15 protein-coding genes and 1 pseudogene are annotated in these 13,168 nt (G+C 55.4%); 3 read left to right on the top strand and 13 right to left on the bottom strand.

Annotated elements, in window-relative coordinates:
- Positions 1 to 5: 5 nt before the first annotated feature.
- From lepB to rpoZ, 6 genes are all read right to left on the bottom strand, one after another.
- Complete coding sequence (gene lepB / locus CU103_RS14455; RefSeq protein WP_106664670.1) at positions 6 to 788, bottom strand: signal peptidase I; 783 nt, start codon at positions 786 to 788, stop codon at positions 6 to 8.
- A 78-nt stretch (positions 789 to 866) separates the two neighbouring features.
- The gene (gene acpS / locus CU103_RS14450; RefSeq protein ID WP_106664669.1) at positions 867 to 1,271 is read right to left on the bottom strand and encodes a holo-ACP synthase; all 405 of its coding nucleotides are present in this window, start codon (positions 1,269 to 1,271) and stop codon (positions 867 to 869) included.
- The gene (locus tag CU103_RS14445; protein WP_106664667.1) at positions 1,268 to 1,828 is read right to left on the bottom strand and encodes a DUF2062 domain-containing protein; all 561 of its coding nucleotides are present in this window, start codon (positions 1,826 to 1,828) and stop codon (positions 1,268 to 1,270) included. The genes acpS and CU103_RS14445 overlap by 4 nt, the downstream gene beginning before the upstream one ends.
- A 46-nt stretch (positions 1,829 to 1,874) precedes the next feature.
- On the bottom strand, positions 1,875 to 2,453 hold the full coding sequence (gene pyrE / locus CU103_RS14440; RefSeq protein ID WP_106664666.1) for an orotate phosphoribosyltransferase: 579 nt from the start codon (positions 2,451 to 2,453) through the stop codon (positions 1,875 to 1,877).
- Between the two features lie 9 nt (positions 2,454 to 2,462).
- Positions 2,463 to 4,682 carry a RelA/SpoT family protein gene (locus CU103_RS14435; protein ID WP_106664664.1) on the bottom strand — a complete coding sequence of 740 codons (2,220 nt, stop codon included), beginning with the start codon at positions 4,680 to 4,682 and terminating at the stop codon, positions 2,463 to 2,465.
- Positions 4,683 to 4,841: 159 nt separating this feature from the next.
- Complete coding sequence (rpoZ, locus tag CU103_RS14430; protein ID WP_106664663.1) at positions 4,842 to 5,240, bottom strand: DNA-directed RNA polymerase subunit omega; 399 nt, start codon at positions 5,238 to 5,240, stop codon at positions 4,842 to 4,844.
- 301 nt (positions 5,241 to 5,541) lie between these two features.
- Here rpoZ and CU103_RS14425 point away from each other — a divergent pair, with 301 nt between their 5' ends.
- Positions 5,542 to 6,117, top strand: a complete 576-nt coding sequence (locus tag CU103_RS14425; protein ID WP_106664662.1) for a LabA-like NYN domain-containing protein — start codon at positions 5,542 to 5,544, stop codon at positions 6,115 to 6,117.
- A gap of 65 nt (positions 6,118 to 6,182) precedes the next feature.
- Positions 6,183 to 6,836 (top strand): uracil-DNA glycosylase, encoded by a 654-nt coding sequence (locus tag CU103_RS14420; protein WP_106664660.1) that lies wholly within the window; start codon positions 6,183 to 6,185, stop codon positions 6,834 to 6,836.
- A gap of 95 nt (positions 6,837 to 6,931) precedes the next feature.
- On the opposite strand, the gene smpB is transcribed toward CU103_RS14420, so the two are convergent.
- The 4 genes from smpB to CU103_RS14400 all read right to left on the bottom strand — a co-directional run bounded on the left by smpB (position 6,932) and on the right by CU103_RS14400 (position 9,470).
- The gene (gene smpB / locus CU103_RS14415; protein WP_106664658.1) at positions 6,932 to 7,420 is read right to left on the bottom strand and encodes an SsrA-binding protein SmpB; all 489 of its coding nucleotides are present in this window, start codon (positions 7,418 to 7,420) and stop codon (positions 6,932 to 6,934) included.
- A 31-nt stretch (positions 7,421 to 7,451) separates the two neighbouring features.
- Positions 7,452 to 8,333: a 4-hydroxy-tetrahydrodipicolinate synthase gene (gene dapA, locus CU103_RS14410; protein ID WP_106664656.1), complete on the bottom strand. Its 882-nt coding sequence runs from the start codon at positions 8,331 to 8,333 to the stop codon at positions 7,452 to 7,454.
- Positions 8,327 to 8,632, bottom strand: a complete 306-nt coding sequence (locus CU103_RS14405) for a hypothetical protein (RefSeq protein ID WP_106664654.1) — start codon at positions 8,630 to 8,632, stop codon at positions 8,327 to 8,329. Before CU103_RS14405 ends, dapA begins: the two co-directional genes overlap by 7 nt.
- Positions 8,633 to 8,987: 355 nt before the next feature.
- Positions 8,988 to 9,470, bottom strand: a complete 483-nt coding sequence (locus CU103_RS14400) for a M10 family metallopeptidase C-terminal domain-containing protein (protein WP_106664653.1) — start codon at positions 9,468 to 9,470, stop codon at positions 8,988 to 8,990.
- Here CU103_RS14400 and CU103_RS31095 point away from each other — a divergent pair.
- Positions 9,439 to 9,699 (top strand): hypothetical protein, encoded by a 261-nt coding sequence (locus CU103_RS31095; protein ID WP_146147800.1) that lies wholly within the window; start codon positions 9,439 to 9,441, stop codon positions 9,697 to 9,699. The genes CU103_RS14400 and CU103_RS31095 overlap by 32 nt on opposite strands.
- Here CU103_RS31095 and CU103_RS32770 read toward each other — a convergent pair.
- The 3 genes and pseudogenes from CU103_RS32770 to CU103_RS32490 form a co-directional block, all read right to left on the bottom strand.
- Positions 9,613 to 9,888, bottom strand: a pseudogene (locus CU103_RS32770) (hypothetical protein); the annotation flags it as partial. The gene CU103_RS31095 and the pseudogene CU103_RS32770 overlap by 87 nt on opposite strands.
- A gap of 332 nt (positions 9,889 to 10,220) precedes the next feature.
- A complete protein-coding gene (locus CU103_RS14395; protein ID WP_106664651.1) occupies positions 10,221 to 11,687 on the bottom strand; it encodes a calcium-binding protein in 1,467 nt (488 codons plus the stop codon).
- 401 nt (positions 11,688 to 12,088) lie between these two features.
- The gene (locus tag CU103_RS32490) at positions 12,089 to 13,096 is read right to left on the bottom strand and encodes a calcium-binding protein (RefSeq protein ID WP_146147799.1); all 1,008 of its coding nucleotides are present in this window, start codon (positions 13,094 to 13,096) and stop codon (positions 12,089 to 12,091) included.
- Between the last annotated feature and the right edge of the window lie 72 nt (positions 13,097 to 13,168).

The raw sequence follows: 13,168 nt of genomic DNA, 5'->3' as shown, positions 1-13,168 counted from the left end.
GGACGTCAATCGTTCTTTACGGAATGGGGCGCACCGTTGACGCTGTTCAACAGGCGATCAAACCGTAGTTCCGAAGGCCAGCGCCACAGTTCCAACGGGCTTGCCTTGCCGGCGATCGAGAAGAAAATTATATTGGCGCGGCCAATGAAGTTCTCAAGCGGCACGTAGCCCACATCAAACCGGCTGTCGCTGGAATTGTCGCGGTTGTCACCCATCATGAAAAAATGGCCCGCCGGTACGACGAATTCCCGCGTGTCATCGCCCAGGCCATTCGGCGTCAGATCGAGGGTATCGTAGGTAATGCCGTTCGGCAGGGTCTCGCGATAGACATCGACCGGGTGGTTGACTTCGGTCACGTCGGAATTGTCGATCTGACCGACCTTCTCGCGGGGGACGGCCACGTCATTGATGTAGAGCACGCCGGCTCGCATTTGAATTTTGTCACCCGGCAGGCCAATGACGCGCTTGATGAAGTCCAGCGAGGTGTCATTCGGCTTGCGGAACACGGCTATATCGCCGCGTTTCGGCTCGGCGCCCCAAATGCGGCCCGAAAACAGGTCCGGTGCAAATGGGATCGAATATTTCGAATAGCCGTAGGAGAACTTGGAAACGAAAAGATAATCGCCTTCGAGCAACGTTGGCCGCATGGAGCCCGATGGAATATTGAAGGGCTGAAACAACAGGGTCCGAATGACCAGTGCGAGCAGCAACGCCTGCACGATAACGCTGATCGTCTCGCCAAGACCACCAGAATTCTTCACAACAGCTTTGTCGCTCACGTCGCTCATATCTCCAAAACAAAATGTGCCCCCTCATAACCGCTGAACGCGCGGGGGGCAATGCCACTCAATGGCGATTGAATAAGGCTATTCTTCGATTTTCAACGCTTCGATAATCACGAATGCTTGTGCAAGGGGGAAATCATCCGTGATCGTCACATGGATTCGGGATGTGTAACCGGAAGGGATAATCGCGCTAAGGCGCCTTGCCGCGCCATTGGTAAGCTGCATCGTCGGAGCGCCGCTCGGCAGGTTGACCACCCCCATATCGCGCCAGAACACCCCCCGGGACAATCCGGTGCCTAGAGCCTTGGCACAGGCCTCCTTTGCGGCAAAGCGCTTGGCATAGGAGGCTGCGCGCTGCTTCCGGCGTTCGGATTTTGTCTGTTCTACCGGTGTATAGACCCGGTCGATAAAACGCTGGCCATGCCTTTCAAGCGTCTTCTCGATACGCCTGATATCGATCAAATCACTACCGACGCCGATGATCATGTCGGCTCAATCGCCTTTTCAAGACGAAATCCAATACTGCGCCGATTCTGGAAACTTGCGACAGCCCAGCGAACCGGGAAATAGACCAGGAGCGCCGCTGCCAGGCCGAGCGGCACTGCACCAATGAGCATGGGCTTGATGAGAGGGGCCCACAAAACGGCAAAATCGAGGTGCCGCAGCATGGAACCGAGATGATGCGGCAGCGGATCTCCACTGAAACTGCCGGTCATAACGAACCGCCCAGCCTCGAGCGTCGCCGCCCAAATGAAGGGCAGGACCAACGGATTGCCGAGCGTTGTGCCAAGTACCGCGGCCGCAATATTCCCGCCAATCAGCCAGGCAAGCGCCAAGGCAACGGCGATATGGATTCCCAGAAGCGGAATGAATGCCGCAAAAATCCCGCAAGCGAAGCCAGTTGCAATCGCATGCGGCGTCGCCCTTAGCCGCAAGACTCGCTTGCCGAAGTAACGTAGGGACCGCCCAACCGAGCGGCGAGGCCAAAGCGCAACACGCAGCCGCTCGCGAAAGTCTGGCACTTTACGCCGTTTGAAAAGCATCTCTATTCAAGTCCCTCGCCAAAGCGCTTCGGCATATTCCGTGTGATCAGATGTTGCGACTACCCGGCTTAACAGGCGGAATTGCGGCAAGTTCTGGTGGAAGCTTGTCCGCAGGATAGGCCGGGACTTCGTATTCCGCCAGTGCAATCAAGGGTACTCCGACATCACTTTTCCCCGCGGACCGATCGATTATACAAGCGGCTGCAAGAACATTTGCGCCCAGTTCCTGCAGGCATGTGACCGTTTCGCGGATCGAAAGCCCTGTTGTTACAATATCTTCCACGATAACGACGCGCGCGCCCTTGGCAATTTCAAACCGGCGGAGCTTGAATATACCGTTTTCCCGCTCGACCCATATCGCCGGAACGCCAAGGTGGCGCGATGTTTCGTAGGCCGGGATGATACCGCCAATGGCAGGGCCGACAACATAGTCAATTTGGTCAAGCCCGGCGTCTTTGATCTTGTCTGCCAGACCACGGCAGACACGTTCCGTCTTGTCCGCATGCATGAAAACGCGCGCCTTCTGCAAGAAGATTGGGCTGCGCAAACCTGATGTCAGGATAAAGTGACCCTCAAGCACCGCACCTGCTTCGCGGAAAACGTCCAGAACCTCGCTTGTATTCATCCTTCGCCCCTATCCGTTAACGCGCTGCGCATCGCTGACGCATTTACTTTCTTTAAGTTTCGACAATATCCGATTGAGATGTTTGAGGTTCCACACTTCGAGATCGACGATCATCTGGGTGAAATCCGGCGCCGTGCGGACCATTGAAAGATTGTGAATATTGGTCTCGTTTTCAGCAATGACCTGTGCAATTTCTGCCAGGGATCCCGGCGCATTGATTGCAGAAATACTGATGCGAGCTGGAAAGCGGTCCCTCCGGCTCTCATCGATGTCCCAGCGCACGTCGATCCAGCGCTCAGGCTGATCGTCGTATGCCATCAGCGCCGAGGACTGGATAGGATAGATCGTCATACCGGCACCGGGCTGTAAAATGCCCACAATGCGGTCACCGGGCACTGCGCCTTCCGGCGAAAAATGCACAGGCATGTCGGGACTTGCACCGCGGATCGGCAAGGCGTTTGGCCCCCCCGGCTCCAAGCCGGCGCCTTCGGCGCCTTCGGGCATCTTGAAGATCATGCCGGATGTATTGCGGAAGTTCACCCAGCCTTCCTCACGCTCGCTGGCGCTGGGTTTTGGTTTGGCGTCCTGATATTCCGGATAGACGGCTTTCATCACATCGGATGACGGCAATTCACCACGGCCAACTGCGGCCAGAACATCGTCGAGTTCCTTGCGTGCCAGACGTGGCAAGCCTTTTTTCAGTTCGTCGCGCGAATAGACCTTCCCTGCCCGCTCGAACGCACGTTCAAGTATCTGCATACCGAGCCCGGAATATTGCTTGCGGACGGCAATGCGGGTCGCACGGCGGATGGCGGCGCGCGCCTTGCCGGTTACGACGATCGATTCCCAGGCGGCAGGCGGCGTCTGCGCCTTTGAGCGGATGATTTCGACTTCATCACCATTGTGCAGCTCGGTCATCAGCGGCATGATGCGGCCATTGACCTTCGCACCGACGCAACTGTCGCCGATATTGGTGTGCACGGCATAGGCAAAGTCGATCGGCGTCGCGCCGCGCGGCAAAGCAATCAGCCGGCCCTTGGGCGTGAAGCAGAATACCTGATCCTGAAACAATTCGAGCTTGGTGTGTTCAAGAAACTCTTCCGGGTTGTCGCCTTCGGCCAACGCCTCGATCGTTTGCCGCAACCAGGCATAGGCATTGGTTTCCGTCGAAATGACATGGGGGTTCTGCGCGCTGCCCCGATCCTTGTAGATCGAATGCGCAGCCACACCATATTCGGCAATGTCGTTCATTTCCCGGGTCCGTATCTGCAACTCGACACGCTGGCGTGATGGACCGACGATGGTCGTATGGATTGACCGGTAATCATTTTGTTTCGGCGTCGAGATGTAGTCCTTGAAACGGCCGGGAACCATGGACCATGTCGTGTGGATGATACCGAGCGCATTGTAACAATCGGCAACGGTATCGACGACAACGCGGAAGCCGAAAATATCTGACAACTGCTCAAAGGAGAGCCCCTTGCTTTCCATCTTGCGAAAGACCGACCAGGCTTTTTTCTGACGGCTTTTGACATTTGCCTTGATGCCATGTTTTTCGAACAGGCTCGACAGATCAGTCTCGATCTGCTTGAGCGTTGCCCGGTTCTTTTCCATTAATTCTGCCAGCCGGTTGGTGACGGCATTGAAGGCTTCGGGATTGATATAGCGGAACGCGAGCTGTTCCAGTTCCTCGCGCATGTCCTGCATGCCCATGCGGCCGGCGAGCGGCGCATAGATGTCCATCGTCTCCTCGGAGATGCGAAGACGCTTGTCTTCCGGAACGTGATGCAGCGTACGCATATTGTGCAGGCGATCGGCGAGCTTGACCAGCAGAACGCGCACGTCGTCAGAAATCGCCAGCAGCAGCTTGCGCAGGTTCTCTGCCTGAACCGCTTTCTTGGACACAAGATCAAGCTTCTTCAGCTTGGTCAGGCCCTCGACCAGCCTGCCGATATCGGGTCCGAAGAGCGTGTCGATCTCCTGGCGCGTCGCCGAAGTGTCCTCGATCGTATCGTGAAGCAGGGCGATGGCGATGGTCGCCTCGTCCAGATGCATGTCAGTCAGGATCGCTGCGACTTCCAGGGGATGCGAGAAATAGGGATCGCCCGATGCGCGCTTCTGATGACCATGCTTCTGCATGGCATAGACATATGCCTTGTTGAGGAGTGCCTCATTGACGTCAGGCTTGTAACGCTGAACACGCTCGACAAGCTCATACTGACGCATCATGGACTGGGGCCTCCGGAGTCACACACAGAATTTGGGCGAAGATAGAATTGTTATGCCGCCTATATGGTAATTGCGTTACCAAGACACAAAAATAATGCGCCGCAGAGGCTGCGACGCATCAAAAGACATTTGATGTGGAGACCTTTGAAACAGGGTCTCTTAGTAGTCGTCGCTTTTTTCCGGGGCTACGAGCCCTTCGATACCGGCCAGCAATTCCTCTTCCGACATGGAGTCGAAAGAGACGTTGTCGTCTGCATCGGCCTCAACAACTTCTGTCGCATCGCTATCGGCAGTAACTTGCGGGACAGCGACAGCTTCCGGCTCGTCCACTTCCACATGCTTCTGCAGCGAATGGATCAGATCCTCCTTGAGGTCGCCAGGAGACAAAGTCTCTTCCGCGATCTCCCGCAGGGCAACAACCGGATTCTTATCATTGTCGCGATCGATAGTGATCGCCGCACCTTGCGAAATCAGGCGCGCACGATGACTGGCGAGCAGAACCAGTTCAAACCGGTTCTCAACCTTGTCAACGCAATCTTCAACAGTGACGCGGGCCATGTACTGCCCCTTTCATATTTTTTTGAATTAGCGGATTAATGCGCACATAACGTGGTTGCGTGCAAAAAACAAGCAAAAGCGCTCAACACTTTGTGACGGCGTGAAGCGATCGTCCTGACGAAGTCACTGAATTTTGAGCACTTATGTCCAGAAACATATACAAAATTTCAACAAACCTATTGGCTTTTGGCTCGACCCGACGTACTAAATGTCCTACTTTCGTATAAGTTCAGATCAGGCTTTAATTACCTCCCAAGCTGATTTGAAATTGAAGCTCAGATTTTTGAAATGGAACCTTATTATGTTTGACCCACGTGAAAAGATCGTCTTGTTCATTGACGGTGCAAATCTCTACGCGGCCTCCAAGGTACTCGGATTTGATATAGATTACAGGAAACTTCTCGCAGCTTTCCAGAAGCGCGGATATTTGCTGCGTGCGTATTACTATACGGCATTAGTCGAAGACCAAGAATATTCTTCAATTCGACCATTAATCGACTGGCTGGACTATAATGGATACAAGGTCGTGACCAAACCAGCGAAGGAATTCACCGATTCTGCTGGCCGCCGCAAGATCAAAGGCAATATGGACATCGAACTTGCCGTTGATGCGATGCAATTAACTGATACGGTTGACCACTTTGTCATCTTTTCCGGCGATGGCGACTTCCGCTCGCTGGTCGAAGCACTGCAGCGCAAGGGCCGCAAGGTCAGCGTCGTTTCGACGCTGTCGACGCAGCCGCCAATGATCTCCGACGAATTGCGCCGCCAGGCCGATCACTTCATCGACCTGACGTCCCTCCGTGCCGAAATCGGCCGCGAGGCATCCGAACGGGCGCCGCGCCAGCGGGTGGAAGAAGAACAGGTCGATTATTGACCGCAAAGCGACCTCAAGAAAATGCCGCATGGAAAACCGTGCGGCATTATGCTTCGTAGTGAGCCATGAGTGCCGAACCGTCTCCCGATTGCCCGATTTGCCAACGTTTACATGGTTTTATCGCCGAGTGGCGCTTAAGGGAGCCCGGCTGGCATAATGCGCCGGTGCCGACCTTTCTTCCCGCCGGCGGCATCGATTCAGTCAGACTGCTGATCGTCGGGCTGGCACCGGGCCTGCGCGGCGCCAACCGCACGGGGCGGCCATTCACCGGCGACTATGCCGGCGACCTCCTCTATAACACACTGAATGAATTCGGCTTTTCGCGCGGCACCTTCGCCGCCCGGCCCGACGACGGCCTCGTCCTCATCAATGCCGCCATCACCAACGCCGTGCGCTGCGTCCCGCCGGAAAACAAACCGGTTGGCGGCGAAATCAGCAATTGCCGGCGCTTCTTGACGCCAACCATCGCACAATTTGCCAATCTCCGCGCCATCGTCACGCTCGGCACGATCGCGCATCAATCGACTGTCCGGGCATTTGGCCAGCCCGTGGCCAGACACCCGTTCAGCCATGGCGGCCAGTCGGACATCGGCAATGTCCGCATCTTTTCCAGCTATCACTGCTCGCGCTACAACACCAATACCGGCCGGTTGACGACGGAAATGTTCAAGGGTGTGTTCGCCGATGTCAGGCGTTATCTTGATGATATTGCTGGATAATTTCAAATCTCCTCACTTGGATTTTCTAAGGATTGAGTAAGAGCTAAACCCAAGAAAATCCTTTCTCCCCCATAAGGGGAGAGATAATGCGAAGCCTAGCCGCGCTCTTTCATAAGCCGCGATTTCTCGCGGTTCCAGTCGCGCTGCTTTTCCGTCTCGCGCTTGTCGTGCAGCTTCTTGCCGCGCGCGACCGCAATCTCGAGCTTGGCCCTGCCCTGGTCGTTGAAATAGAGCTTCAGCGGCACCACGGTCATGCCCTCGCGGTCGACAGATTGCGCCAGCCGCGACATTTCCCGCTTTGAAATCAATAATTTGCGATGGCGTCGCGGCTCATGGTTGAAGCGGTTGGCCTGCAGATACTCCGGAATATAGGAGTTGATCAGCCAGAATTCGCCATGCTCGAAACTGGCATAGCTCTCGGCGATGTTCGACTGGTTGCGGCGCAGCGACTTGACCTCTGTGCCCTGCAACACGATGCCAGCCTCCAGCGTGTCGAGAATCTCGAAATTGAAGCGCGCTTTACGGTTTTCGGCAATGATCTTGCGAACCGTGATGGGTTTTGATGCAGATTTTGGCTTGTTCATAGCGCCTATATAATGCTTCCCAACCGATTTGTCAGTTGATCAGCCCCGCATGTTTCATCGCCTGGTCAATGCGCTCAGCCGTGGAGGCCTCAATGCTAACCATCGGAGAACGCAGGGCATTTTGCATCTTGCCGAGCTTGGACAGGGCATATTTCGGCCCGCTTGGGTTGGGTTCGATGAACATCGCCTTGTGCAATGGCATCAACCGGTCCTGCAGCGCCAGTGCCGCGGTGTAGTCGCCGCGCAGCGTCGCCGCCTGGAATTCCGCGCAGAGGCGCGGCGCGACATTCGACGTCACCGAGATGCAGCCATGGCCGCCATGGGCGTTGAAGCCGAGCGCCGTCGCATCCTCGCCGGAAAGCTGGATGAAGTCCTTGCCGCAGGTGATGCGCTGTTCCGAGACGCGCTCGATCTTGCCCGTCGCATCCTTGACGCCGGCTATGTTCTTGAAATCATTGGCGAGCTGACCCATCGTTTCCGGCGTCATGTCGATGATCGACCGGCCCGGAATATTGTAGATGATGATCGGCAGCGACACGGCTTCGGCAATCGCCTTGTAATGCGCATAGAGCCCGCGCTGGCTCGGCTTGTTGTAATAGGGCGTGACGACGAGAATGGCGTCGGCCCCGGCCTTCTCGGAAAACTCTGCAAGTTCAATGGCTTCGCGGGTGTTGTTCGATCCCGCACCGGCGATGACCGGCACTTTTCCGGCGGCTTCCTCGATGCAAACCTCGACCACGCGCTTGTGTTCGGCATGGGAGAGCGTCGGCGATTCACCCGTGGTACCCACGGGCACGAGACCATTGGTCCCCTCGGCGATCTGCCAGCCAACAAAGGCGCGAAAGGCTTTCTCGTCAAAGGCGCCGTCCTGATCGAAGGGCGTGACAAGAGCGGTGATTGAGCCTTTCAGCATGGGAAACTCCAAAGAACAAATGATCCTCCCCAGAACCATAGCCGGTCATGAGGTGGCGCACCATAATCATCGCGGGCGTGCGGGGCAAGTTCATTTCCCTGATGAAATTCATCAACCCGGTACATATAAACTTCCCGCCCCGGTTGATTTTCGTTGGGCAGATTCGGCATTTCTTCGGCCAGATTGGCCGGTGTTTGTGCAAGAATCGGACGGGACGCGATATTTTCAGGGGGAAAACGAACCCCTGGACGGCCCAAAAACCGCCAAACCGCCGCTTCAACGGCCTTCATCGCGATCATTAATTGAACGGCCGTTCAATTAAATTTTCATTCATATGACGGCAAACGCGCTCCACCGCACCGTTTTGCGTACCCGCGGTTACGGATTCCGGAAAAGTATCCGGAAATTTCGCGTTTTTGAGCATGAGTATAGCGAAGTATATCCGCGCGGCTCTGAAATAATACGCACTGGCTGAAATGCCTGGTGGCTTGCGTGGATGAGCCCAAGGGAAAGCGTGGACAAGGTGCAACTTGTCCACGTTTATCCCGCTGCAATCTACGCAGGGCGACCGCCCGTCGTGACAATGCTCCAGCTATCCGAATGCGTTACGCACGCTCTCCTGACGACGGCGAGCGCGCCGCTGGGCCAGCCCAGCTATAGAATGAATTCACTTGGTTGAAGGATCCCGGTAGCTTCCACCACGAAATATAAGCCCGAACCCAATATGGTAATGTCTACGAAATCCTGAGTGTTCTGCTGCTGATCAATGTCGCCTAAGGTAACTGCTTGGCGGCCGGGGGTGACAGTATCCTTATCATAAGCCGACAGGTCGATTTTATCGACACCACGGGCGAAGTCGAGAATCTCCTCAGGCTGCTCTTCAATCGAATCAAGAGAATCCATGAAGGCGTAACGGTCGCTTCCAGCCCCGCCGGTCAAGGTATCGAATCCATGCCCGCCAACAAGCGTGTCATTGCCATCGCCACCGTTGAGCGTGTCGTTGCCGTTGAGGCCGATGAGAATGTTGCTGAGGGCATTGCCGGTGATCGTATCGTTGTAGGCCGATCCGACGACATTCTCGAAACCTCCCAGCAGCGTGTCGCCGTTGAGTCCTGGCAGCACCGCCGCCCGATGCATTCAGCGTCAGGATGACGCCAAGACCCGCACTCAACGATTCGTAGCTGACGGTATCGTTGCCGTTATCGCCGCCCCCGGCGTTGCGGGCGTCAAGGATGTCGATTCCACCGCCACCGTCGATATAGTCATCGCCATCGCCGCCTACGATGGTGTTGACGCCGGCGCCACCATAGATTTGGTCCTCGCCGGCACCGCCGAAGAGCGAATTGACCAGACCGACAGAGCTTGAATCGATCCTGTCATTGCCGCCGAGGCCATTGACAGTCACATTCAGATTTAACAAGCCGCCCGTCAGAACGATATTGTCATTACCGGCGGTTCCGTTGACGAGCGGACTGAGCGAACTGTAGCCCGGCAAATTCGGCCACGGTCCGTTGTAAACTCCCAAAAGTGTGAAATATGCGGGATCGAGTGCCATCATCATGCCCTTCCTTTAAAAGGGCTGCATGGGCCGGTGTCCTCCCTTAAGGCCTGCTACCCCTGCAACTGCAGGGTACACCATACGCCTTATAGGGCGATGAAGATAGTAACGTTGTATTAAACCGCATATAAGTTAGAGTATTTATTACCGAATGACATTATAAGCAAAAGGCATCGCACTGTATTTTTCATAAGAAATAATTCGGATGCAGAAGCAAATATTTGCGTGGAGGTCGATGCCGCGCGAACGTGACAAGCATAAGGCTCCGAAAAACGTGGGCAAGTGAGGATTTATCCACGTTTTCGCTTTTTAAGACAAGCATTGCCAAATTACAGAACAAAGTCGCCAGCGCCGAGCGCCCCGCCATCATGCTTCACCAGTATGGCGAATTCGGTTGTACTGGTATTGCTATCCAGGTTTGCCTCTACCCGGTCATAGCCGTTCCCGGCATTGGCCACGACATGCAGTTGACCAGCACCGGTAAATGCGCCGCTGACAAAAGCAAATGCCTCGTCGCCTCTGCCGGGAATGGCGTCGATGGCAGAGAGATCGATCTTGTCATTCTGGCCATGACTGAAATCCTCGATACGGTCGAGCAAGCTTGGGTCGATGCTGAATGGACTATCCGAAACCGCAGCGTACACAAATGTGTCGGCGCCCGCTCCTCCCGCCAGCACGTCGGCGCCGCCGCGCCCTTCGAGTCTATCGTTGCCGACATTGGCGTGTACGACTTCATCGAGATCAGACCCCAAAAACACATCATTATGACTGGTGAGGCTCACCTTGGATATATTAAAGCCGTTCAGGACATCGTCGCCGCGGCCTGGTGTCCCCTTGTCGTCACTGGCACCTACGGTTATCACCCACGGATCATCGCCATTCCTTGCCGACTGCGCAAAGGGGGCAGCTGTCGCTTCCGCAAGTGTTATGGTGATACCAAAGGTCAGGGAACTGAATTCAAGCGTATTGTTGCCTGCGCCTCCATCTAACGTTCCGATGAATGTCGGGTTTTCCGGATCCGGTGAACTGCTGGCAAATGTCGCATCAGAGAATGCGAAGGTATCGCCGCCGTCGCCGCCGGAGATATTGTTAACGCCTGCGCCGACTGCAAACATATCATTGCCCGCGCCGCCGATGACCGTATCATTTCCGCCGCCGCCATCGATATTAAGCGCGGTGGACAGCGCCGACCCGTCGAACGTGTCGTTGCCGGACGTACCAGTGATTTTTTCAATCGAGACAAGCATATCGCCTTGTGCATCGCCGCCGCTACCGGTCCAGCCGCCGGCTGAGCTGGCCACGAGACTAATCGCCGCTGTGCTCGAGGAATAGTCGGCGGTGTCAAACCCGTTGCCACCATTGAGCAAGTCAGCGCCTGCGCCGCCGATCAGAATGTCGTCGCCATCCTTGCCATAAAGACTGTCGTTACCGGCAAGCCCGGCGATGGTGTTGGCGCCGCTCGTGCCCTTGAGGGTATCGTTGTGGCTGGAACCCAGCAGATTTTCGAAGTTCGCGGTGATGATATCGCCCGCGGCATCGCCGCCGCTTGCCTGTGCCACCAGACCCAACAGACCGGGCGTCAGATCGACATTGACGCCCGATGAAGACGTAAGGTAGCTGAGCGTATCATTGCCGGCCCCGCCGGACAGAATGTCAATGCCGCCTTTTCCCTCGACATAATCGTCGCCACCCGTGCCAAGAATGATATCGGCAAGCGCCCCGCCTTCGAGCACATGGCCTTCGGGCCCATCAATGTGAATTTTCAAAAGATTGAGCAGATCTATGATGACCGACATGATTTACCCCCCTCGTCACGCTACGAAGGGCGGCCACCACGAACGGGGCCTGCTACCCCTGCAACTGCAGGGTACACCATACGCCTTATATTGCGATGAAGATAGTAACGTTGTATTAAACCATATATAAGTTAGAGTATTTATTACCGAATGACATTGCAATCAGAAAGTATTGCCTCATATTTTTCATGAGAAATAATTCGGATGCAGAAACAAATATTTGCACGATGGCGTGGCTTCGAAAGTAAACGGGCGCTGCTTCGTCATTGGCTGTACGTCGCGGCGGACCCCTTCGATCCCGGCAGCTGAATGCGCTACAATTCAAACTCAGATGGCGGGAGGAGCACGGCACTTGCCATGAACCATACCGCCATCTGCCGTGTGGACACCCGGAGTCTCGGCTAAAGGATGAAATCTGTGAGTTGAGTGGGAACGTCGGATAATAATCCAAATTCTATTGTGAAATCTTCCAGCCCATCACCATTGGTGTCACCCTGTAAATACCCCAAACTAATTCCGTCTTGATCATAACGCAGGCTTCCAGCCGCGCCCGTAAAACCGGTCCCAATCGATGTAAATGCATCATCGACTCCAATAGTATTGGTGTTGGCATCAATTGCGGACAGATCAATCTTGTCGCCAACGATGAAATCGCCGATTAAGGCCATTGAAGCTTCAGAAGCACTCTTGAAAACAAAAATGTCATTGCCAGCGGCACCCACAAGAAAGTTCAATCCGCCGCCCCCTTGGATTCTGTTGGCACCAGCATCACCCGTAAGTTGGTCGTTGAATGCGCTGCCCGTCAGGTTTTCGATTGCGATGAGCGTATCACCAGCCGCATCGCCGTCGGCCGTAAAACCTGTTGTGAGATTTACGCGTACACCCGCGCCTGACGTCGAATAATCCGCCGTATCGATCCCGCCGCCACCATTAAGCGTGTCCCCCCCGGCTCCGCCGACGAGCGTGTCATTGCCATTGCCGCCGTTGAGCGTGTCATTGCCGTTGAGGCCAGCAAGGACATTGTTGCGGTTATCACCGGTAATCGTATCGTTTTGATTGGAGCCGACGGCATTTTCGAAGGCGCTAAAAAGCTCCAGGACACCACCACTGAGAGGGGTCAGAGCTGTGCCAGCGAGCATGAGGACTGTCACCCCGCCCCCGGTGACGTCGGCGTAGCTCACGGTGTCGGTGCCGGCACCGCCATTGAGTATGTCGATGCCGGCACCGCCCTGGATAAAATCATTGCCATCACCGCCCGAGAGCGTATCGATTCCGCCTTTGCCATCGATGTAATCGTTGGTGGTCGCACCAGGGATTGTATTATTGTTGTCATTCGTGGTTGTGTTTTCCACGACATTGGTCATCCCCAATATCGCAAAAAGATCGGAGATTTGTGTGGGAATAGCCATACCTATACCCTCCCTTTAAAAGGGCGGCTGCACGGGCCGGTGTCCTCCCCAAGGCCTGCTACCCTGCAACTG

Source organism: Phyllobacterium sophorae (genome assembly GCF_003010965.1).
GTDB lineage: Bacteria > Pseudomonadota > Alphaproteobacteria > Rhizobiales > Rhizobiaceae > Phyllobacterium > Phyllobacterium sophorae.
The sequence above is the reverse complement of the archived record's forward strand: the minus strand, read 5'-3'. Positions and strand labels throughout refer to the sequence as shown.

What these genes read in the sequence shown, in the direction of transcription:
- rpoZ (WP_106664663.1), bottom strand. Translation starts at nt 5,240, where the DNA reads ATGGCCCGCGTCACTGTTGAAGATTGCGTTGACAAGGTTGAGAACCGG.
- CU103_RS14405 (WP_106664654.1), bottom strand. Translation starts at nt 8,632, where the DNA reads ATGATCGCGATGAAGGCCGTTGAAGCGGCGGTTTGGCGGTTTTTGGGC.
- lepB (WP_106664670.1), bottom strand. Translation starts at nt 788, where the DNA reads ATGAGCGACGTGAGCGACAAAGCTGTTGTGAAGAATTCTGGTGGTCTT.
- CU103_RS14420 (WP_106664660.1), top strand. Translation starts at nt 6,183, where the DNA reads ATGAGTGCCGAACCGTCTCCCGATTGCCCGATTTGCCAACGTTTACAT.
- CU103_RS14395 (WP_106664651.1), bottom strand. Translation starts at nt 11,687, where the DNA reads ATGTCGGTCATCATAGATCTGCTCAATCTTTTGAAAATTCACATTGAT.
- smpB (WP_106664658.1), bottom strand. Translation starts at nt 7,420, where the DNA reads ATGAACAAGCCAAAATCTGCATCAAAACCCATCACGGTTCGCAAGATC.
- pyrE (WP_106664666.1), bottom strand. Translation starts at nt 2,453, where the DNA reads ATGAATACAAGCGAGGTTCTGGACGTTTTCCGCGAAGCAGGTGCGGTG.
- CU103_RS14435 (WP_106664664.1), bottom strand. Translation starts at nt 4,682, where the DNA reads ATGATGCGTCAGTATGAGCTTGTCGAGCGTGTTCAGCGTTACAAGCCT.
- acpS (WP_106664669.1), bottom strand. Translation starts at nt 1,271, where the DNA reads ATGATCATCGGCGTCGGTAGTGATTTGATCGATATCAGGCGTATCGAG.
- CU103_RS14400 (WP_106664653.1), bottom strand. Translation starts at nt 9,470, where the DNA reads ATGCATCGGGCGGCGGTGCTGCCAGGACTCAACGGCGACACGCTGCTG.
- CU103_RS14445 (WP_106664667.1), bottom strand. Translation starts at nt 1,828, where the DNA reads ATGCTTTTCAAACGGCGTAAAGTGCCAGACTTTCGCGAGCGGCTGCGT.
- CU103_RS14425 (WP_106664662.1), top strand. Translation starts at nt 5,542, where the DNA reads ATGTTTGACCCACGTGAAAAGATCGTCTTGTTCATTGACGGTGCAAAT.
- CU103_RS32490 (WP_146147799.1), bottom strand. Translation starts at nt 13,096, where the DNA reads ATGGCTATTCCCACACAAATCTCCGATCTTTTTGCGATATTGGGGATG.
- dapA (WP_106664656.1), bottom strand. Translation starts at nt 8,333, where the DNA reads ATGCTGAAAGGCTCAATCACCGCTCTTGTCACGCCCTTCGATCAGGAC.